Source organism: Bradyrhizobium sp. (assembly GCF_036735945.1).
Taxonomy (GTDB): Bacteria; Pseudomonadota; Alphaproteobacteria; order Rhizobiales; family Xanthobacteraceae; genus Bradyrhizobium.
In genome coordinates this window covers 50,177-69,655 of sequence record NZ_DAINNI010000015.1, presented here as the reverse complement: position 1 = coordinate 69,655, position 19,479 = coordinate 50,177, and the positions used below count along the sequence as shown (strand labels likewise).

Genomic DNA, 19,479 nt, shown 5'->3' with positions numbered 1-19,479 from the left:
TCGTGCTAGCATCCACCCGAATTCCGCCGCCGGTTGGGGGACCGCACATGATTTTCATCGCCAACGGCTGGCGTGAGGATTTGGACTGCGGTGCGGGGAACCCGATCCGTGATCGCCATGCGCGACCCGCCTTGCATTGCAACATGGCTTCCGTCACTATTGCGGCAGCGATGTGTTTGCCGGGCTCGTTTGAGCCCGGCCAAGTCCGTCAGCTCAATCATAAATCCATGGAGGAACGCAGTATTATGAGGAAGGGTATTTTCCATCTGGCCGCCGGCACGGCGCTGGCGCTTGCGCTGTCGGTCTCGACCGCCTCCGCGCAGAAGAAATACGATACCGGCGCGAGCGACACCGAGATCAAGATCGGCCAGACCGTGCCGTTCTCCGGCGCCTATTCGGTGTATGCCAATATCGGCAAGACGCAGGCTGCCTACATGAAGATGATCAACGATCAGGGCGGCATCAACGGCCGCAAGATCAACCTGATCCAGTATGACGACGCCTATTCGCCGCCGAAGACGGTCGAGCAGATCCGCAAGCTGGTGGAAGGCGACGAGGTCCTCCTGACCTTCCAGGTCATCGGCACCGCGGCCAACGCTGCCGTGCAGAAGTATCTCAACACCAAGAAGGTGCCGCAGCTGTTCGCCGCCACCGGCGCCTCCAAGTTCACCGATCCCAAGAACTTCCCCTGGACGATGGGCTACAACCCGAACTATTTCGTCGAGGGCAAGATCTACGGCCAGTTCATCCTGAAGGAATATCCGAACGCCAAGATCGGCATCCTCTATCAGAACGACGATCTCGGTAAGGATTACAGCAACGGGCTGAAGGCCGGCCTTGGCGACAAGGCATCGAAGATGATCGTGGCCGAAGCCTCCTACGAGGTCTCCGATCCCACCATCGATTCGCAGGTGCTGAAAATCAAGGACGCCGGGGCCGACCTGTTCTACAGCGCGTCGACGCCGAAGCAGGCGGCGCAGGCGATCCGCAAGATCCACGAGCTTGGCTGGAAGCCGGTCCATATCGTCGACATCAATGCGAGCCCGGTGAGCGCCACGCTGCAGCCCGCCGGCCTCGAAGCATCGAAGGGCGTGATCAGCGTCCAGTACGGCAAGGATCCGGCCGATCCGACCTGGAAGGACGATCCGGGCCTGAAGAAGTACCTCGACTTCATGACGAAGTACTTCCCGGAAGGCGACAAGATGAACACGGTGAATACGTACGGCTATTCGACGGCGCAGCTGCTGGTGCAGGTACTCAAGCAGTGCGGCGACGATCTGACCCGTGAGAACGTGATGCGGCAGGCCGCCAACCTGAAGGATGTCGTGCTCGACATCGGCCTGCCCGGCATGAAGATCAACACCTCGCCGACCGACTACCGCGTCAACAAGCAGCTTCAGATGATGAAGTTCAACGGCGAGCGCTGGGAGCTGTTCGGCCCGATCCTCGAGGATGCCGGCCCGGCGGGCTAGGCCCGGCGAGCCAACGGGAACGATCGGCGGAAGAAGCGACCGGCGGCCCTTCGGGGCCGCCGGTTTTTTGTCGGTCGCGCACGGCGGGCGTTACGCCGGTATCTCACCGAACGTCTTGCCGATCGGCAGCACGGCGTGGCGGATCAGGCGGGAATCCTCCACCGCGGCCTGGCGGTGCTTGACCGCCTCGCGGTAGACGGGATCGCGGATCATCTCGGCGAAGGCGGCGACGCCTGGATATTCGGCGATGAAGCAATGATCCCAGCGCTCCTCCTGCGGCCCGATCAGCATCAGTTCGAACCTTCCCTGCCAGACGATGCGGCCGCCGAGCCGTTCGAACACCGGGCCGCTCTCGCGGCCATAGGCGGCATAGGCTTCCGCACCGGTCGCCTTGCGGCCGTCGGGATAGGCGGCAAGCGCGCGCAGCCGGACGAGGTTGAGCATGTGGATCGGACCCGGACGGTCATTGGCCCGGAACTGCGCGAATACTTCTTTGGTCGGATCGACGTGGCCCATCTCAGAAATTCCTCCGGGAACAGTGCGGTTTGGGGCGATGCTAGCACGCCCCGCCGCACCTCCTAATCCCGTATTAACCTTTCCGTAACCGAGCCTTAAACAGCCGCCGGTAGCGTGCGGCAGGACGGGTATGAGCGGCGTGTGTCATGGCGTGGGGACGGAAAAAGAGCGGCGCACGCAAGGAGCCGCTGTTCGGGCTTCCGGCCGCGCTGGCGGACCTGCGCCTCTCGCCCGGCGATCGCATCCCTGACGCGGCAGACGACGAGAAACCGAAGAAGCCGGTGGCCAAGCGCAAGATCGAGGACGAGGACGACGATCCGCCGCCGCGCGAGCGCAAGCCGCGCGCGGCCAAAAGCGGCGCCAAGCGGCGCGGCAAGGCACGCAGCCGTATCCGGATCGGTCGGCTGGTCTATTGGGGCGCGGTGCTCGGCCTCTGGGCCGTGATCGCGGTGGTCGGCGTCGTGGTCTGGGTCGGCGCGCATCTGCCGGCGATCCAGTCGCTGGAAATTCCAAAGCGCCCGCCGACCATTCAGATCGTCGGCCTCGACGGCAGCCTGCTGGCCTCGCGCGGCGAAGCGCCCGGCTCCAATGTCGCGCTGAAGGACCTGCCGCCCTATCTGCCGAAGGCGTTCATCGCCATCGAGGATCGCCGCTTCTATTCGCATTACGGCGTCGACCCCGTCGGCATCGCGCGTGCGCTCGTCACCAACGTCATGCATCGCGGCGTCTCGCAGGGCGGCTCGACGCTGACGCAGCAACTCGCGAAAAACCTGTTCCTGACCCAGGAACGGACGATGGCGCGCAAGCTGCAGGAAGTGGAGCTCGCGCTGTGGCTGGAGCGCAAGCATTCCAAGAACGAAATTCTCGAGCTCTATCTCAACCGCGTCTATTTCGGCTCCGGCGCCTATGGCGTCGAGGCCGCGTCGCAGCGTTATTTCGGCAAATCGGCAAAGAACGTCACGGTCGCGGAAGCGGCGATGCTGGCCGGCCTCGTCAAATCGCCGTCGCGGCTAGCGCCGAACCGCAATCCGGAAGGCGCGGAGGCGCGCGCCCAGATCGTGCTCGCGGCCATGGCGGATGCCAGGTTCATCACCGACGCGCAGGCCAAGGCCTCGATCGGCCATCCCTCCTACAATGTGAAGCCGGTCGGCGCCGGCACCGTCAACTACGTTGCCGACTGGATCGGCGAAGTGCTCGACGACCTCGTCGGCCAGATCGACCAGAGCATCGTGGTCGAGACCACGATCGATCCAAAACTGCAAAGCACGGCGGAAGCCGCTGTCATCGACGAACTCGCGGCCAAGAGCGTGAAGTTCAACGTCACCCAGGGCGCGCTGGTGGCGATGACGCCCGACGGCGCGGTGCGCGCCATGGTCGGCGGGCGGAACTATGCCGAGAGCCAGTTCAACCGCGCGGTCACGGCCAAGCGCCAGCCCGGCTCGGCGTTCAAGCCGTTCGTCTTTCTCACCGCGATCGAGGGCGGCCTGACGCCGGACACGATCCGCCAGGACGCGCCGCTCGACCTCAAGGGCTGGCGACCCGAGAACTACACCCATGAATATTTCGGCTCGGTGACGCTGACGCAGGCGCTCGCGATGTCGCTCAACACGGTGGCGGTGCGGCTCGGGCTCGAAGTCGGGCCGAAGAACGTGGTGCGGACCGCGCACCGGCTCGGCATCTCCTCGAAGCTCGACGCCAACCCCTCGATCGCGCTCGGCACCTCGGAAGTCTCCGTCATCGAGCTGGTCGGCGCCTATGCGCCCTTTGCCAATGGCGGGCTTGGGGTCTCCCCGCATGTCGTGACGAGGATCCGCACCAGCGAGGGCAAGCTATTGTATGCGCGCCAGCCGGATCAGCCCGCTCAGGTGATCGAGCCGCGCTATGTCGCGATGATGAACACGATGATGCAGGAGACGCTCTTGTCCGGCACCGCGCGCAAGGCGGAGATTCCGGGCTGGATGGCCGCCGGCAAGACCGGCACCAGCCAGGATTTCCGCGACGCCTGGTTCATCGGCTATACCGCCAAACTCGTCACCGGCGTCTGGCTCGGCAATGACGACAATTCCCCGACGAAGAAGGCGACCGGCGGCGGCCTGCCGGTGGAAGTGTGGACCCGCTTCATGCGCACCGCCCATCAAGGCGTGCCGGTGGCGAGCCTGCCGAACGCGCCGCGCGGCGGCTTCATGTCGAACCTGTTCCAGACCGCGTCGCAGGCCAGCACGGCGCCGGCGCCGTCAGCGCCCGTTCCTGCCGGGGCGTATCGCCCTCAGCCGGCGCGCACCTCAGCGCCGCCGCCAAATCCAAATGTGCGGCCCGAAGCCGCTTCCGGATTGGATGGTTGGCTGATGGATCGGGTGCTTGGGCGCTGACGCCCCGCTGAACCGCAGTCGGATCGGACCGCAGCGGCGCCTATTGGGTCTGGCGCGGGGACGATCCGTTCGAACAGGTCTCACGCGATGCGGCAGCCGGCCGATGGTCGGCACGTCGCGGCTCGGACTTCGTTCGGATCGGAACGTCGTCTTCCTGCAGGATGCGGACGGCTGCGCCTTCCAGATCATCATATTGCCCGGTCTTGAGCGACCACAGGAAGGCCGCGAGACCGGAGAGGCCGAGGGCAAGCGCGATGGGGATCAGATAAAAATAGTCCTTCATTCCGCGGCCTCCATCGCGGCCTTGGCCGCAAGCGGCGCAGCGCCGGCGGCGCTTGGGGCGGCTGCTTGTCCGCGCTCAAGGCGAAGCGCGTTGGCGACAACCAGAATGGACGATCCCGACATCGCCACTGCCGCGATCAGCGGCGTCACATGGCCCAGGATCGCGATCGGCACGGCGACGACATTGTAGATGACCGCAAGCGCGAGGTTCTGACGGACCAGGCGGCCGGCTCTTCGTGCGATCGAGATCGCCAGCGGGACGGCAGCCAGGCTCTCATGCAGGAAAACCATATCGGCGGCGTTGCGTCCGACGTCTGCCGCTGAAGCGGGCGCCATCGAGGCATGGGCGGCCGTCAGCGCCGGTGCATCATTCAATCCGTCGCCGACCATCAGGACCTTGCGGCCGGAACCTTCAAGCGCGGCAATACGCGCGATCTTGTCGCCGGGTAGCGCGGCGGCAAGCCAGGGAACGTCGAGTTGCGCGGCGATCGGCCGTACCGCGGCTTCGCGATCGCCGGAGATCACCTCCACCTGAAAGCCGATCGCCTTCAGCCCGGCGACCGCAGCGGCCGCATCCGCCCGCATCCGGTCCTCGAAACGAAAATCCGCCAGGCGCCTGCCGTCCTTTGCAAGAACGACGGATTCGTGGCCTGACATCGAGCCTGCTTCAGCCGCAAGCGCCCAGTCCGGCCGCCCGAGCCGGTAGACGGCCGACCTCGAGCGCCCCTCGAGCCCATACCCGGGACGCTCGGAGATCTCATCGAACGCAACATGAGGTGCGGGAAGGTCGCTCGAGGCCTCGGCCAGCGCGCGCGAATAGGGATGGCGCGAATGCGACGCCAATGCTGCGGCGACTGCGGTGATCTCACGGGACGTGTCGGACGATCCGATCAGGCGCGGGACGCCGACCGTCAGCGTTCCGGTCTTGTCGAAGAGGACCGTGTCGGTTTCGGCGAGGCGCTCGAGCGCGCCACCGTCCTTCACCATGATGCCGGCCTCGAACAGCCTGCGGGCCGCAACCACCTGAACCATCGGTACGGCGAGGCCGAGCGCGCAAGGGCAGGTGATGATCAGCACGGCAATCGCTATTGTCAGCGCATGATGCACGTCGGCGGTCGCGACAAGCCAGCCCGCAAACGTCAGGAGTGCCGTCAGGTGAACCGCCGGCGCATAGAGGCCCGCGGCGCGGTCCGAAATACGCCGGTAGCCGGAGCGCCCCTGCTCGGCGGCTTCCATCATCCGCATCATCTCGCCGAGAAACGAATCGTCCGCAGTCGCGGCCGCGACAATGGTGAGAGGCCCGGTCAGATTTAGCGTCCCCGCCCGCAGGACTGAGCCGGCCGCCACCCGCACCGGCGCGTGCTCTCCCGACACCAGCGAGACGTCGATCTCCGATGTCCCCCTTGCAACCGTTGCATCGACGGGCACGCGATCGCCAGCCGCGAGCTGAATAGTCATCCCGGCTCGAATCTCGTTCGTCGGGAGGTAAAGCTGCGTGCCATCCTGCCGCAGCACGAATGCGCCGCGTGCAGAGAGCCGCGCCAGCCCGTTTACGGCAAGCCGGGCGCGTTCGCGCACCATGCGGTCGAGCGTGCGCCCGACCAGCAGAACGAACAGCAGCGAGATCGCCGCATCGAAATAGGCGTGCGGGCCGTGAACGATCGTTTCGTAGAAGCTCATGCCGAAGGCCAGCAGCACGCCGACGGAGATCGGCACATCCATGTTGGTGCGCCCGTGCCTCACGGCCTGCCAGGCCGACCGGAAGAATATCCGGCCGGAATAGGCCAGCGCGGGCAGCGCGATGAGGGCCGACAGCCAATGAAACAGATTGCGGGTCTCGGCTTCGGCTCCGGCCCAGACCGACACCGAAAGCAGCATGATGTTGCTGGCGGCGAAGCCAGAGACCGCGAGCGCGCGGACAAGTTCCGATCGCTCGCCGTCCCCGCTGTCGGGTTCGAACTCGAACAGATGTGCCTGGAAGCCGGCGTGTTCGAGCGTCTCGATCAGCGGCGGCGGAGTTCCGTCGGCGTACCAGCGGACGGTGACGCGTTTGCTCGAAAGATTGACACGGGCGCTTTCCACGCCGGCGAGTTCGCCGAGCGCCTTCTCGATCGTGCGAATGCACGCTCCGCAATGCATTGCGGGAACCGACAGATCGGTCTGGCGCAAGCCGTCGCCCACGATACGGCTGGCCAGCAGCACTTCCTCGCTGGACGCGCGCGCATCCGGCAGCGCCGTCAATCTCGCATCGGGGCCGCAACAACCCATCGGCAACAACTCCAGGTGCCGCGCATCAACCCTGAGGTCGCATCGCCCGGTACGCGTGCCAGCTTCCGTGTCCCAGCACCGGGAAAATCACGATCATTCCCAAAAGCCCGGTGACGATGCCGACGACAATCAGCGCCAGCATGATCGCCGCCCAGGTCAACATGACAGGCAGATTATTCCAGACCAGCGCCATGCTGGTGCCCATGGCGGTCAATGCATCGGTACGCTCGGACAGTAGCATCGGGATGGAGAAGGCGCTGATCGCAAATGCAAACGCCGCGAACAGCCCGCCGATCGCGCTGCCCACCACCAGCATCGCCCAGCCGGTCGCAGTCGTGAACAGCATGGGAATGATGTGGTCGAGGCCGGGAAACGGTCGCAGGCCGAAGAACAGCGCGTAGACGATGATGGCGGCGCGCATCCACAACAGCGTCAGCAGGAAAAGCAGCACGCCGGCGAACAATATCTGGCCGCCCGACTCGGGCTTGACGAAGATCATCTGCCACAGCGTGACAGGCCTGCCTTCCGCGATGCGCCGGCTCTTCTCGTAAAGCCCGATTCCGATCACGGGGCCGACGACCATGAAGCCGGAAAACGCCGGGAGCAGGATGTAGTCGAAACGGAGCGCGAACAGGCCGATGACCGTGATGATGGAGACCAGAAACACCATGATCCCATAGCTGATGCTGGCTGCCGGATAGATCGTGAAGTCGCGCCAGCCGGCCGCAAGCCAGTCCAGGGCGGCCGCGGGAGCGAGGTTTCGCTTCCAGATCGGATCTCGCGCCAGCGGTGGAACAACGGCAGGTATCGGCGTCGTCATCATCGGTCTCCTGCTATCTCACCGCGGCGTGCATGACGACTTTGCCGCGCTGAACTTTCCGTCCTTCGCAGAGCCATCGCCCTGGCGCACATGCGCCACGCAGTCCGGTTGCGACATGACCGCCACATAGACGAGGTGCGAGTTGGCGGCCAGCACCAGCAGCAGCCCGGCGCCGACCGCGAGCCAAACGATGGCCCTTGTCCTGGTCTGCTTCGTCGCGGCGTCGGCTCCGTTCATTGTCCGCTCCGGCGGAGGTCAAACAAATAGAGCGCCAGAATCTTGCGGTCGAGCGGGGAGAGCCGCCCGTCCCAGCTCGGCATGTGGCCCTGCCGGCCGCCCCACACCGTCGTGTGGATCGAGCCGGCATCGCCGCCGTAGATCCAGAACCGATCCGTCAGGTCCGGCGCGCCGAGTTCGATATTGCCCTTGGCGTCGTCGCCATGACAGGAAACGCAATTGGCGGCGAAGACGGCCTTGCCGGCCTCAATCCTTGCCGCCGGCACGTCCTTGGCCACCGCAGGGTCGGAAAGACTGCGCACGTAACTCACGACGCTGTCGATCTCGTCCTTTTTCAGCAACTGATCGCGTCCGAAGGCCATCATCTGCGACGTCCGGCTCTGCGGATGCGCGGAATTGATGCCGACGCGTATTGTCTCCGCGATGCTTTCGGGGTCGCCGCCCCAGAGCCATGACGCCGTCGTCAGGTTCGGAAATCCATTGCCGCCTTGCGCCTTCGATCCGTGACATACCGAACAATTGTCGCCGAACAGCGTTCGGCCGGTCTGCCGGACCGTTTCCATCAACCGGGGATCGGCCTGGATTTCCTTGAAGCTCTCCGTCTCGATCCGCTTGGTCCAGGCGGCGCGGTCGACCGCGGCCTCCCTGAGGCTTTCGCTGACAATGGCCCGCTGATCGATGCCGAGCAGGCCCTTGGTGTAGGTTGCGCCGAGCGGCCATGCCGGCATCAGCACCCAGTAAACGACGGAGAACAGCGCCGTTACAATCAGGAAGAAATAGACCGGCCGGGGCACCGGCGTGTTCAATTCCTTGATGCCGTTCCATTCATGACCGGTGGTCATGTGGCCGGTATAGGGATCGCGTTCCTCTATCGCCATGGCTCATCCCTGTGCGGCTCGTCGGGGTGGCCGAGAACCGATTGCGCGGCGTGGTCGAACCGCTTCTTGTTCGACGGCCAGTACGCGTAGGCGACGATGACGATCGAAAGCGCAATCAGATAGAACAGGCCGAATGACTTCGCGAACCAGACCACAAAATCATTGTCCATGATCAACCTCCCGCTGCTGCGACCGGCTTGTGCGCAGCGTCGGTCAGCTTGCCGAGAATCTGCAGGTACGCGACCAGCCCATCGAGTTCGGTGAGTTGGCCCGGCTTGCCGTCGAAGACCCTTATATTGGTCGCCGCGCCGTATCGCTTGGTGACGCCCTCGGCGTAGGGCGTGTCCGGCGCCGCCTGTCCGTAGGCGTCCGAGCTCGCATTGGCGATCATCTCGTCGGTATAGGGCACGCCGACCTTGCGCAGCGCCGCCAGGTGCGAGCCGAGGTCATCGCTGCGCAGCTCGGTGCGACCGAGCCACGAATAGTGCGGCATCACCGATTCCGGCACCACGTCGCGCGGATTGTTGAGGTGCCTGACGTGCCATTCGTCCGAATATTTGTTGCCGAGACGCGCCAGATCGGGCCCCGTCCGCTTCGATCCCCACAGCATCGGGTGATCGTATTTGGATTCGACGGCGAGCGAATACGGGCCATATCGCTCCACCTCGTCCCGCAATGTCCGGATCATCTGCGAATGGCAGGCATAGCAGCCTTCGCGAATGTAGATATTGCGGCCCGCGATCTCGAGCGGGGTATAGACACGCATGTCCGGCGCGTCTTCGACGGTCTGGTGAATGGTGAACAGCGGGGCAATCTCGACGGCGCCGCCGATGCTGGCCACGACGATGATGGCGAGCACCAGGCCAATGGTCTTGCGTTCGAGCTGATAATGCAGATTGAACACGTCCGCTCACTCCCCTGGCTGAAGCGCGGGAGCGCCTGCGGCTGCCGGAACAGGGAGGTCGGCCGCCCGTGCATCGGCCGGCTGATCGGCCGCGCGTATCGTCATCCAGATGTTGTAGCAGCCGACCAGGGCGCCGAGCAGGAACAGCAAGCCACCGATGGCGCGCGCGATATAGTAGGGATGCATGGCGACGACGGATTCGATAAAGGAATAGGCCAGCGTTCCGCTTTCGTTGTAGGTCCGCCACATCAATCCCTGGATGATGCCGGAATTCCACATCGCAAAGACGTAGACCACCGTTCCGGACAGGGCGAGCCAGAAATGGACCTCGACCAGCCGGGCGGAATACATCCGCTCGCGTTTCCACAGCCAGGGCACCGAAGCGTAGATCGCCCCAAAGGTTATCATTGCAACCCAGCCGAGCACGCCTGCATGGACGTGACCGACGGTCCAGTCGGTGTAATGCGACAGGGCATTTACCGTTCGGATGGCCATGAAGGAGCCTTCAAAGGTGGAAAGGCCGTAGAACACCGCCGCCACCATCATGAAGCGCAGCGTCGCGTCGTCGCGAACCTTGTGCCAGGCGCCGTTCAATGTGAGAAGCGCATTGCCGGCCGATGCCCATGACGGCACCAGCAGCATGATCGAGAACGTCATGCCGAGGGTCTGCACCCACTGCGGCAGCGCCGTGTAGTGCAGATGATGCGAGCCCACCCACATGTACATGAACGTGATGCCCCAGAAGCTGATGATCGACATCCGGTAGGAAAAGATCGGCCGGCCCGCGCGAACCGGCAGGTAGTAGTACATCATGCCGAGGAAGCCGGAGGTCAGGAAGAACGCAACGGCGTTGTGGCCATACCACCACTGCGTCATCGCATCCTGGACGCCTGAAAAGGCCGAGTAGCTCTTTGCATGGCCGAGCGATACGGGAACCGCCAGGTTGTTCACGATATGGAGCATCGCCACGACCACAATGAAGGCCATGTAGTACCAGTTCGATACGTAGATATGCGGCTCCTTGCGGCGCGCCAGCGTGCGCAGGTAGAGGATGAAATAAGTCACCCACACGATTGTCAGCCAGATGTCCGCGTACCATTCCGGTTCGGCATACTCCTTCGACTGCGTCACACCCATGAGATAGCCGGTTGCGGCGAGGACGCAGAACAGGTTGTAGCCGAGCAGCACGAACCATGGGGTCAACTGGTCGGGCAGCCGCGCGCGGGACGTGCGTTGCATGACGTAGAACGACGTCGCGATCAGTGCATTGCCGCCAAAGCCGAAGATGACGCCGGACGTATGCACCGGCCGGAGCCGTCCAAAGCTCGACCAGGCAGCGTCAAACGTCAGGTTCGGATTGACGAGTTGCCAGGCGACCCAGTCGCCAACGAAAAGCGCCGCGGCGGCCCAGGCCATCGCCAGGATGATCCCCACCCGGCTGGGATCGTCGAAGTATCGGCCGAGGCGGTCTTCGCCTGGCTCCGGTGCGTAGTATCCGGAGATGACGCCGAAGATTCCGGCGAGCCCCGCCAGCAGCACGATCACCCCGTGAACGCCCAGCGGATCGCCATGTCCCGCAACCGCAAAGGCAAGACCGCACAGGCAAAGCGCCAGCAGGATGAAGAGCGCAACTTGCCGCTCGTACTTCGTCAATTGAGCGATCATGAACTGCAGCTCCCTCGAAGCAACGTAACGGCCCTGGCTTTCGTCAACCATGCCAATTCGATCGATTGTTGCGCAAGAGGAATTCGTATGGATGACGTCGATGGCTTGATCCGGTCGGCGAACGCGACGCCGGGTGGCGCATAGAACCATGTTGTCATGGACTAACACATTATGTGAATTCGGCTTTCGTCTTGAGGGGCGGTCGCGGTTTCCGGCGATGGGAGGAACCCGAGCCCGCCGTGCTTGCCTCGTATTACGATACTACGAGCTTGTCTCGCCGAGGCCAGACTAGCTGGCAAAGACGACCCGCGTTTCCAGCGAAACCCGCCGGTACAAATCCTCGACGTCGTCGTTCACGAGCCGGATGCATCCGGACGCGACCAGATGGCCGATGGTCTTGGGCGAATTGGTGCCGTGAATGAGTAGCCCGGGCTTGTCCAGCAACAGCGCGCGTGCACCGAGGGGACTGCCGGGACGGCCGGTCGCCGCGAGCAACGCGTCGGCATCCTTTGTGTTCGCGCCGGAAGATCGCCAGTCAGGCCATTCGAGCTTGTTCATGACGCGAGAGAGGCTGCCGCCCTTCAGGCACTCCGGCGCAATCCCGATCCCGTAACGGCGCGCGGAATTGTTCGAATCGATCAAATAGAGAAAGCGGTTTTCGCGGTCGACCACGATCGAACCGGGAGCAACGGTGGTGCGGTAGAACACCACTTGCCGCTGCAGCGCAAACGGCAGGCCTTCGCCGGAAGAGCCGCCATCAACGCCGGGCTTCAGATCCGCCATGACGACATCTTCACGCACGCGTTGCGCATTCGGCGACGGCGTCTTCACATTGGCGGCGACGATGGCTGGGCCTTTGGCCAAAACGAAGACGTAGCCCACGGCCGCAAGCGCGATGACGACAGCGACCGCACCGGCGCCGATGGCGTAGGGCTTCCATTTCCCGCCCGTCGACAATGTCTCGCTGATGGCCGCCGCCGAGCTGGCCTCCTCGGCCGCGATTTCATCCTCGATCCGCCGCACGGCATCCTCGAGCGCGGCGCGATGCGATGCGGCGGCCTCGCGTGTGATGTGGGATCTGGCGATGAGGCCGAGGGCGTCCTTGTAAATCTGGTCGCGGGCGGCGGCGTCCTTGCCGGCAACGGCGTTCGACAGCAGCGAATAATAATCCACGGTCATGGCCTGACCTCTACAGAACTACCTGACGGGAGGCGCGTATTGAATCCCACCCTGGGTCCAGAGCGCATTCAATCCGCGCGGAATGCTGAGCCGGGACTGAATCCCGACATTCCTTTCATAGATCTCTCCGTAATTGCCGACCGCGCGGACGGCGCGCGCGGCCCAGTCCTTTGCAAGGCCCAGTTGCTCGCCGAATTCGCCTTCGGTCCCGACCAGCCGCTTGATGTTGGGGTTGGAAGACTTCACCGCGTCGTCGACGGTCGCCGATTTGACGCCCAGCTCCTCGGCATTGATCAGCGAATAGAGCGTCCACTTGATCAGGTTGAACCACTGGTCGTCACCCTGCCGCACGACCGGCCCGAGCGGCTCCTTTGAAATGACTTCCGGCAGGATGAGATGGCCGTCGGGCGCCGACAGCTTCAGGCGTTCGGCGTAGAGCTGCGAAACGTCGCTTGTCAGCACATCGCATTTGCGGTCGTCATAGGCCTTCAGGCTTTCCTCCGCCGTGGCGTGGGCCAGAACCTTCAGCTCCATGTCATTGGCGCCGAAATAGTCCCTCAAATTCAGCTCGCTGGTGGTGCCGCTCTGGGTGCAAACCGTCTTGCCGCCAAGCTGCAAGGCGGTATCGATCCCGGCATCGCGGCGCAACAGGAAGCCCTGGCCGTCGTAATAGGCGACGCCGGCAAACATCAGGCCGAGCGAACTTTCCCGTGACATCGTCCAGGTCGAGTTGCGCGACAAGACATCGATCTGGTTCGACTGCAGCGCCGCGAAGCGGGTGACCGCATCGAGCGGGACGAACGTCACCTTGGCGGGATCGCCAAAGATCGCCGCTGCCACGGCGCGGCAGATATCGACGTCGAAGCCGGTCCACGCGTTCTTGTCGTCCATGCTGGAAAAGCCCAGCAGCCCCTGGCTGACACCGCAATTGAGCGTCCCGCGCTCCTTGACGGCTTTCAGGGTCTGTGCGCGGGCAGGCAGGCCGCCCGAAAGAACCAGGGCGAGCAATGCGAGGACCGGGAGGATCACAGCCGGTCTGTTGAAATCAGGCATCTGGATCTCGTGATCGGTGGCAATATCGGCAGGCTAACATAACCGGAACGGTTACCAAGTATTCCAGCGGGTAGGCGGGATAGCTCGCGACCAGCTCAGACCGTCATACCCCGCGAAGGCGAGGTATCCAGTACGCTGCGGCCACAGTTGTCGGAATCCTGGTTCGCCCGGTCCTGGTGCGCAATTGCGCACAGGCCGGGCGAAGACAGCAGGGTGTGCGGCGGCCGCTAATCCTCGACGCCGTAGCGGTGCAGATCGTTGCCGTAGGTGTCGAGCCAGCGCTTGGCGCGTTCGACATGGCTGCAGATGCGGCCGACCACGCGCCAGAACCGCGGCGAATGATTCATCTCGACGAGATGAGCGACCTCATGCGCGGCGAGATAGTCGAGCACATAGGGCGGCGCGAGGATCAGCCGCCAGGAATACGACAACGAGCCCGCTGAGGTGCACGAACCCCAGCGGCTCGACTGGTCGCGGATCGAGACGCGGCGGACCCTCACGCCAAGTTCCGCCGCATAGGCGAGCGAGGCCTTGTGCAGGTCCTTGCGGGCCTCGCGCTTGAGGAAATCGTGGACGCGGCGGTCCATGTGCTCGTACTCGCCGGCGACGCAGAGAATCTTCTCGCCGCTGTCGCGGGTTTCGGTCCACACGGTCCCGCGCTCGCCGGCGCGATGCACCAGGCGATGCGGCACGCCACGCAGCGGCACGATGGTGCCGGGGTTAAAGGGCGCGGCTTTCGGCAGACGACCGAGACGCGCGGCGATCCAGCCGCCATGAATCTGCGCAAACTCCTTGGCTTCCGCGATCGTGCCGCGCGGCGGCATGGTCAGGATGGCTTCGCGGTCGGTCGGATGTATTCGAAGCGTGTATCGGCGCGCGCGGCGATGCCGGCGCATCCGGATCGCAAAGACTTGCGAGCCGTGCTTGACCAAAATGGTCGCGGGTTCGGCGGGCCGCCGATATAGGAGGGCGCGAGTAGCCATGTCTTGAAGTCCGGGGAGTAGGAGTACGCCCGGATTCTGCCATATCCGCCGCCAGGGAAATCGCATCTAAATTGCTCGGCGCAAAAACAAATCATTTGCCCAATATACAGGGGCTTGGCGGCAAATGACCCCTAGGGAATGGGCCTGGAACCCAAAATTTTGGATGGAACCAGGCGCCAAAACGGCCTTCAAGGGGTGAGTCTAAATTCACCCCTTGATTCGGCCGAAAACCGGAATGTTTGAATCTTCTCAGCGGCTTATCGGGGCCACGGAATCGGGCCGCTATGTCAGCTATTCGGCCGCGCGGACCAATGTTGGCTTGGTCTTGGCCGCTGACGCCTTGGTATCCGCCGCCGACATCATGAAATCGGAGATGCGCGGCACGATCTCGGAACGGAATCGCGATCCGTTGAACACACCGTAGTGTCCGACGCCCATCTGCACGTAGTGAACGCGGCGATGATCGGGGATATGCGGGCACAGCGCGTGCGTCGCTTCGGTCTGACCGAGCCCGGAGATGTCGTCCTTCTCGCCTTCCACCGTCATCAGCGCCACGCGGTGGATTTTCGAGGGATCGACCGGCTTGCCGCGATGGGTCATTTCGCCCTTGGGCAGCGCATGCTTGACGAAGACGACGTCGACGGTCTGCAGGTAATATTCTGCGGTGAGGTCCATCACCGCGAGGTATTCGTCGTAGAATTCGCGGTGCTTGTCGACCATGTCGCCGTCGCCCTTCACCAGATTATTGAACAGCGCCTTGTGCGCGTCGGTGTGGCGGTCGAGATTCATGGTGATGAAGCCCGAAAGCTGCAGGAAGCCCGGGTAGACGTCGCGCATCACGCCGGGATGCGGGAACGGCACCTTGGTGATGACGTGATTGCGGAACCATTCGATACCGCGCTCTTCGGCAAGGTTGTTCACGGCGGTCGGATTGCGGCGGGTATCGATCGGGCCGCCCATCAGCGTCATCGACAGCGGCACGAAAGGATCGCGCGCGGCTTCCATCACTGATACCGCGGCTACCACCGGCACCGACGGCTGGCACACCGCGATCACATGCATGTTGCCGCCGAGCGCCTGCAGCATCTCGATGACGTAATCGATGTAGTCGTCGAGATCGAAGCGGCCCTCGCTGAGCGGGACCATGCGCGCGTCCGCCCAGTCGGTGATGTAGACCTCATGGGTCGGCAGGAACGCTTCGACCGTGCCGCGCAGCAGCGTCGCGTAGTGACCGGACATCGGCGCCACGATCAGGACGCGCGGCTGCGGCGTGCGCAGCGGGCGGGTCAGCTTGCGATCGAAATGCAGGAGACGGCAGAACGGCTTTTCCCAGATCGAGCGAACCTCGACCGGCGTCTGGACGCCGTTGACCTCGGTGAAGTCGAGCCCCCATTCCGGCTTGCCGTAACGGCGCGTGGTGCGCTCGAACAGTTCGCAGGCCGCGGCGATCGATTTGCCGATTTCGGTATGCGACCAGGGATTTAGCGGATTTTGAAACAGGATCTTGGTGGCGTCGGTCACGGCGCGTGCCGGATTGAGCGACGCATGGGCCAGTTCGTACATCCAGTACATCGGCGTCGTAAGCGCCGGACTGCCTTCGGCCACCAGAGGCGGCGCGCCGCCAAACTCACCAATCGGCATTTACCATGATCCCTGTTTTGCGACGCAGCATACTGCCGAAAGCGTAATTAAGCGTCAATGCGCCGAACGGTAGTTCTACGGTGCGAAAAGGCCAAAACCTGAGGGAATCCACGGGAATAGTGACTTATTCGCCACCCCCGAGCAGCGATCCGACCCGCCTTGCGCTGCGCAAAAGGGCAAGAAAGATCGCAAAGGAGGCCGCCAACAGCACGACATTGATTGCAAGCGACCATGCCATCAGGTCGCCTCTGAAAGTGTGATCGATCAACAGGGCGCGCATGCCCTCGAACACGTAGGTCGGCGGCAGCATCCAGGCGACGGCCTGCAGCCAGGCGGGCAGCACCGCCACCGGATAGTAGATGCAGGCGAGCGGCATCAGTCCGAACATCAGCGTCCAGACGATGCTTTCGGCGCCGAGCCCGTTGCGCAGCACCAGGCCCGAGACGAAAATCCCGACCGACCAGCTCGTGAAGATCAGGTTGCAGAAGAACGCGATCAGCGGCAACCCGATCGCGAAGAAATTGAAATCGAAGAAGAACAGCGCCAGCAGCGTCATCGGGATGATGCCGATCGCGAGCCGGATCAGGCTCATGATCATCAGCGAGATCAGAAACTCGATCGGCTTCAGCGGGCTCATCAGGAGGTTACCGAGGTTGCGCGCCCACATCTCCTCGAGAAACGAGATCGAAAAGCCGAGCTGGCCGCGGAACAGGATGTCCCACAGGATCACCGCACCGATCAGCGTGCCGCCGGCGCGGGCAAAGAAACCGTCGTTCTGCGAAATGTAGTTCTGCAGAAAGCCCCAGGTGATGATCTGCAGCGCCGGCCAGTAGATCAATTCCAGCAGTCGCGGCCAGGACGACATCAGCAGATACCAGTAGCGCAACACCATCGCCTGGATGCGGTGCGCGGAAATGCCGTGAGAGGACGCCGTCTCGCTCATGACGACGTCCCTTCCGCAACGCGGCCGCGCGCGACGTCGAGGAATACGTCTTCCAGCGTGGTGCGGTTGTAGCGCGCCATGATCTGGTCCGGGCTGTCGTCGTCCTCGATGCGGCCGCGCTTCATGATGATGACGCGGTCGCACAGCCGCTCCACCTCCAGCATGTTGTGCGACGCCAGCAGGATGGTGGCGTCATGGGTCTTGCGGTAGGTCAGCAAATGCTGGCGCACCCAGTCGGCGGTGTCGGGATCGAGCGAGGCCGTCGGCTCGTCGAGCAGCAACAGCTCGGGCTCGTTGATCAGCGCCTTCGCCAGCGCGACGCGGGTCTTCTGCCCGGCCGAGAGCTTGCCGTTGGCGCGGTCGAGAAAGTCGTTGAGGTCGAGATCGGAGGCGAGCTGCGCGATCCGCTCGCGCAAATTCCGGACCGCATAGAGCTTGCCGAAGATGGTGAGGTTCTGCCGCACCGTGAGCCGCATCGGCATGTCGACATAGGGGCTCTCGAAATTCATCCGGCCGAGCACGTCGGCGCCCTGTTCGGGCATGGCGTGTCCCAGCACGCGGACGCGGCCCGAGGTCGGCAGCACCAGCCCCATGATCATCGCGATCGTCGTGGTCTTGCCGGCGCCGTTGCCGCCGAGCAGCCCCGTGACGCTGCCGCGCGCGATCCGGAACGAGATGTCGTCCACCGCGCGCGTGGTCTTGTAGAGCTTGATCAGATGCGCGACCTCGATCGCGGCGGGGCCTTCCGGCCCGGCCGCGGTCGACGGCGCTGGTGCTGTCTCGCTGTCAGCCATGCTGCTCCGTTCATTGGGCCATTGGGGCCGACAGCGCAAGGCTCTGCCCCTCGGCGGCAGACGGGCCTGCATGGTTCGCTCATTTGTGATCATCCGCCCGCACGGCTAAACTCGTGACATGTCCGACGATGCCGCATCCGACTTCCGCCATCCACACCGCTTTGTCCGTCTCGATACCATCCTCCGGCTGCGCTGGCTGGCGGCGCTGGGACAGCTCACCGCGATCTTCGTCGTCGCACGGGGACTGGAATTCGACGTTCCCATTATCCCCTGCGTCGCCATCGTCGGCGTTTCCGCGCTGCTCAATCTGGCGCTGCAGGTCGCTTTCAATCCGATGCAGCGGCTGGAGCCGGTCTATGCCGCCGCCCTGCTCGCGCTCAACATCGTCGAACTGGCGGGGCTCCTGTTCCTGACCGGCGGCTTGCAGAACCCGTTTTCGTTCCTGTTCCTCGCGCCGGTGCTGATTTCGGCGGCGGTGCTGCCGATCCGGCTGACGATCGGATTAGGCCTGCTCGCGGTCACCTGCGCCTCGGCGCTGGGTTTCTTTCATCTGCCGTTGCCATGGGACACCGAAGACCCGCTGGTGCTGCCGCCGATCTATCTGGTCGGCGTCTGGCTCTCGATCCTGCTTGCGATCGGCGTCACCAGCCTCTACGCGTTCCAGGCAACGGAAGAGGCGCGAAAGCTTTCCGATGCGCTGGCCGCCACCGAACTGGTGCTGACGCGCGAGCAGCACCTGACCCAGCTCGATGGGCTGGCCGCCGCTGCCGCGCATGAACTCGGCACGCCGCTCGCGACCATCTTCCTGATCTCGCGGGAGCTGGAAACGACCATCAAGGACAGCGATCCGTTGGCGGCCGACCTGAAGACGCTGCGCGAGCAGGCGCAGCGCTGCCGCGACATCCTGGCCAAGCTGACCCAGCTGTCCTCCTCCGGAGCTCCGTTCGACCGCATGCCGCTGTCGACGCTGATCGAGGAGACGGTGGCGCCGCACCGCGATTTCGGCGTCGCGATCAAGGTGCGGCTAGCTGTCGCAGCCGCGCGGGAACCGGTCGGCGCGCGCAATCCGGCGATCCTCTATGGCGTCGGCAACATCCTGGAAAATGCCGTGGATTTCGCGCGAACCACCGTCGAGGTTAACGCCTGGTGGAACGCGGATACCATCGAGATCGTCATTTCCGACGACGGCCCGGGCATCGCGCCCGACATGCTGAAACGGATCGGCGAGCCTTATTTATCGCGGCGGCGCGGCGCGGATGATCCGCAAGGGGCCCGCACCGGGCTCGGTCTTGGCGTTTTCATCGCCCGGACGCTGCTGGAACGCACCGGCGCCAAGGTTTCCTTCTCAAACCGGACGTTTCCCGATCACGGCGCCGTGGTCCAGATCGTCTGGCCGCGGGCCCGTTTCGAGGCCGAGGAACCTGCCGAATCCGCTGCGGGATCAGCCGACTAGAATTGCTGCAGGGATTGCGGAA

17 protein-coding genes and 1 pseudogene are annotated in these 19,479 nt (G+C 63.9%); 3 read left to right on the top strand and 15 right to left on the bottom strand.

All coding sequences use genetic code 11. The annotated features are described in order from the left end of the window. Positions 1 to 245 precede the first annotated feature (245 nt). Positions 246 to 1,472 (top strand): ABC transporter substrate-binding protein, encoded by a 1,227-nt coding sequence (locus V7E26_RS08095; RefSeq protein WP_324414918.1) that lies wholly within the window; start codon positions 246 to 248, stop codon positions 1,470 to 1,472. A 90-nt stretch (positions 1,473 to 1,562) separates the two neighbouring features. Here the strand turns inward: V7E26_RS08095 and V7E26_RS08090 are convergent, their stop codons facing one another. Then, positions 1,563 to 1,988, bottom strand: coding sequence for a DUF1330 domain-containing protein (locus V7E26_RS08090; RefSeq protein WP_324414917.1), 426 nt, complete (start codon positions 1,986 to 1,988; stop codon positions 1,563 to 1,565). Between the two features lie 146 nt (positions 1,989 to 2,134). On the opposite strand from V7E26_RS08090, the gene V7E26_RS08085 reads away from it, so the two are divergent. Further along, positions 2,135 to 4,357 (top strand): transglycosylase domain-containing protein, encoded by a 2,223-nt coding sequence (locus tag V7E26_RS08085; RefSeq protein ID WP_324414916.1) that lies wholly within the window; start codon positions 2,135 to 2,137, stop codon positions 4,355 to 4,357. Between the two features lie 40 nt (positions 4,358 to 4,397). On the opposite strand, the gene ccoS is transcribed toward V7E26_RS08085, so the two are convergent. From ccoS to V7E26_RS08015, 14 genes and pseudogenes are all read right to left on the bottom strand, one after another. Continuing rightward, complete coding sequence (gene ccoS / locus V7E26_RS08080; RefSeq protein ID WP_324414915.1) at positions 4,398 to 4,640, bottom strand: cbb3-type cytochrome oxidase assembly protein CcoS; 243 nt, start codon at positions 4,638 to 4,640, stop codon at positions 4,398 to 4,400. Further along, positions 4,637 to 6,907, bottom strand: a complete 2,271-nt coding sequence (locus V7E26_RS08075) for a heavy metal translocating P-type ATPase (protein ID WP_324414914.1) — start codon at positions 6,905 to 6,907, stop codon at positions 4,637 to 4,639. The genes ccoS and V7E26_RS08075 overlap by 4 nt, the downstream gene beginning before the upstream one ends. A gap of 25 nt (positions 6,908 to 6,932) precedes the next feature. Further along, the gene (locus V7E26_RS08070) at positions 6,933 to 7,727 is read right to left on the bottom strand and encodes a DUF2189 domain-containing protein (RefSeq protein WP_324414913.1); all 795 of its coding nucleotides are present in this window, start codon (positions 7,725 to 7,727) and stop codon (positions 6,933 to 6,935) included. 18 nt (positions 7,728 to 7,745) lie between these two features. Next, the gene (locus V7E26_RS08065; protein WP_324414912.1) at positions 7,746 to 7,964 is read right to left on the bottom strand and encodes a hypothetical protein; all 219 of its coding nucleotides are present in this window, start codon (positions 7,962 to 7,964) and stop codon (positions 7,746 to 7,748) included. Then, on the bottom strand, positions 7,961 to 8,842 hold the full coding sequence (ccoP, locus tag V7E26_RS08060; protein ID WP_324414911.1) for a cytochrome-c oxidase, cbb3-type subunit III: 882 nt from the start codon (positions 8,840 to 8,842) through the stop codon (positions 7,961 to 7,963). Before ccoP ends, V7E26_RS08065 begins: the two co-directional genes overlap by 4 nt. Beyond that, positions 8,833 to 9,012, bottom strand: a complete 180-nt coding sequence (locus V7E26_RS08055) for a cbb3-type cytochrome oxidase subunit 3 (protein ID WP_442893363.1) — start codon at positions 9,010 to 9,012, stop codon at positions 8,833 to 8,835. The genes ccoP and V7E26_RS08055 overlap by 10 nt, the downstream gene beginning before the upstream one ends. 2 nt (positions 9,013 to 9,014) lie before the next feature. Further along, positions 9,015 to 9,746, bottom strand: coding sequence for a cytochrome-c oxidase, cbb3-type subunit II (ccoO, locus tag V7E26_RS08050; protein WP_324414909.1), 732 nt, complete (start codon positions 9,744 to 9,746; stop codon positions 9,015 to 9,017). Between the two features lie 6 nt (positions 9,747 to 9,752). Next, on the bottom strand, positions 9,753 to 11,411 hold the full coding sequence (gene ccoN / locus V7E26_RS08045; protein ID WP_324414936.1) for a cytochrome-c oxidase, cbb3-type subunit I: 1,659 nt from the start codon (positions 11,409 to 11,411) through the stop codon (positions 9,753 to 9,755). 288 nt (positions 11,412 to 11,699) lie between these two features. After that, positions 11,700 to 12,590, bottom strand: coding sequence for a L,D-transpeptidase (locus V7E26_RS08040; RefSeq protein ID WP_324414908.1), 891 nt, complete (start codon positions 12,588 to 12,590; stop codon positions 11,700 to 11,702). A gap of 18 nt (positions 12,591 to 12,608) precedes the next feature. Then, positions 12,609 to 13,643: an amino acid ABC transporter substrate-binding protein gene (locus tag V7E26_RS08035; RefSeq protein WP_324414907.1), complete on the bottom strand. Its 1,035-nt coding sequence runs from the start codon at positions 13,641 to 13,643 to the stop codon at positions 12,609 to 12,611. Positions 13,644 to 13,870: 227 nt separating this feature from the next. Then, a pseudogene (locus tag V7E26_RS08030) lies at positions 13,871 to 14,721 on the bottom strand (M48 family metallopeptidase). Between the two features lie 196 nt (positions 14,722 to 14,917). Then, complete coding sequence (locus V7E26_RS08025; RefSeq protein WP_324414906.1) at positions 14,918 to 16,267, bottom strand: polyhydroxyalkanoate depolymerase; 1,350 nt, start codon at positions 16,265 to 16,267, stop codon at positions 14,918 to 14,920. A gap of 124 nt (positions 16,268 to 16,391) precedes the next feature. Next, positions 16,392 to 17,210, bottom strand: coding sequence for an ABC transporter permease (locus V7E26_RS08020; protein ID WP_324414905.1), 819 nt, complete (start codon positions 17,208 to 17,210; stop codon positions 16,392 to 16,394). Beyond that, a complete protein-coding gene (locus V7E26_RS08015; RefSeq protein WP_324414904.1) occupies positions 17,207 to 18,004 on the bottom strand; it encodes an ABC transporter ATP-binding protein in 798 nt (265 codons plus the stop codon). Before V7E26_RS08015 ends, V7E26_RS08020 begins: the two co-directional genes overlap by 4 nt. A 118-nt stretch (positions 18,005 to 18,122) precedes the next feature. Here V7E26_RS08015 and V7E26_RS08010 point away from each other — a divergent pair, with 118 nt between their 5' ends. Continuing rightward, on the top strand, positions 18,123 to 19,457 hold the full coding sequence (locus tag V7E26_RS08010; RefSeq protein WP_324414903.1) for an ActS/PrrB/RegB family redox-sensitive histidine kinase: 1,335 nt from the start codon (positions 18,123 to 18,125) through the stop codon (positions 19,455 to 19,457). The last annotated feature ends 22 nt before the right edge of the window (positions 19,458 to 19,479 follow it).

Bases quoted from the DNA above. Each gene is read 5' to 3' on its own strand.
- V7E26_RS08090 (WP_324414917.1), bottom strand. From the start codon at position 1,988: ATGGGCCACGTCGATCCGACCAAAGAAGTATTCGCGCAGTTCCGGGCC.
- V7E26_RS08025 (WP_324414906.1), bottom strand. From the start codon at position 16,267: ATGCCGATTGGTGAGTTTGGCGGCGCGCCGCCTCTGGTGGCCGAAGGC.
- V7E26_RS08035 (WP_324414907.1), bottom strand. From the start codon at position 13,643: ATGCCTGATTTCAACAGACCGGCTGTGATCCTCCCGGTCCTCGCATTG.
- V7E26_RS08085 (WP_324414916.1), top strand. From the start codon at position 2,135: ATGGCGTGGGGACGGAAAAAGAGCGGCGCACGCAAGGAGCCGCTGTTC.
- ccoN (WP_324414936.1), bottom strand. From the start codon at position 11,411: ATGATCGCTCAATTGACGAAGTACGAGCGGCAAGTTGCGCTCTTCATC.
- V7E26_RS08040 (WP_324414908.1), bottom strand. From the start codon at position 12,590: ATGACCGTGGATTATTATTCGCTGCTGTCGAACGCCGTTGCCGGCAAG.
- V7E26_RS08010 (WP_324414903.1), top strand. From the start codon at position 18,123: ATGTCCGACGATGCCGCATCCGACTTCCGCCATCCACACCGCTTTGTC.
- V7E26_RS08055 (WP_442893363.1), bottom strand. From the start codon at position 9,012: ATGGACAATGATTTTGTGGTCTGGTTCGCGAAGTCATTCGGCCTGTTC.
- V7E26_RS08065 (WP_324414912.1), bottom strand. From the start codon at position 7,964: ATGAACGGAGCCGACGCCGCGACGAAGCAGACCAGGACAAGGGCCATC.
- V7E26_RS08070 (WP_324414913.1), bottom strand. From the start codon at position 7,727: ATGACGACGCCGATACCTGCCGTTGTTCCACCGCTGGCGCGAGATCCG.
- V7E26_RS08020 (WP_324414905.1), bottom strand. From the start codon at position 17,210: ATGAGCGAGACGGCGTCCTCTCACGGCATTTCCGCGCACCGCATCCAG.
- ccoP (WP_324414911.1), bottom strand. From the start codon at position 8,842: ATGGCGATAGAGGAACGCGATCCCTATACCGGCCACATGACCACCGGT.
- V7E26_RS08095 (WP_324414918.1), top strand. From the start codon at position 246: ATGAGGAAGGGTATTTTCCATCTGGCCGCCGGCACGGCGCTGGCGCTT.
- V7E26_RS08075 (WP_324414914.1), bottom strand. From the start codon at position 6,907: ATGGGTTGTTGCGGCCCCGATGCGAGATTGACGGCGCTGCCGGATGCG.
- ccoS (WP_324414915.1), bottom strand. From the start codon at position 4,640: ATGAAGGACTATTTTTATCTGATCCCCATCGCGCTTGCCCTCGGCCTC.
- V7E26_RS08015 (WP_324414904.1), bottom strand. From the start codon at position 18,004: ATGGCTGACAGCGAGACAGCACCAGCGCCGTCGACCGCGGCCGGGCCG.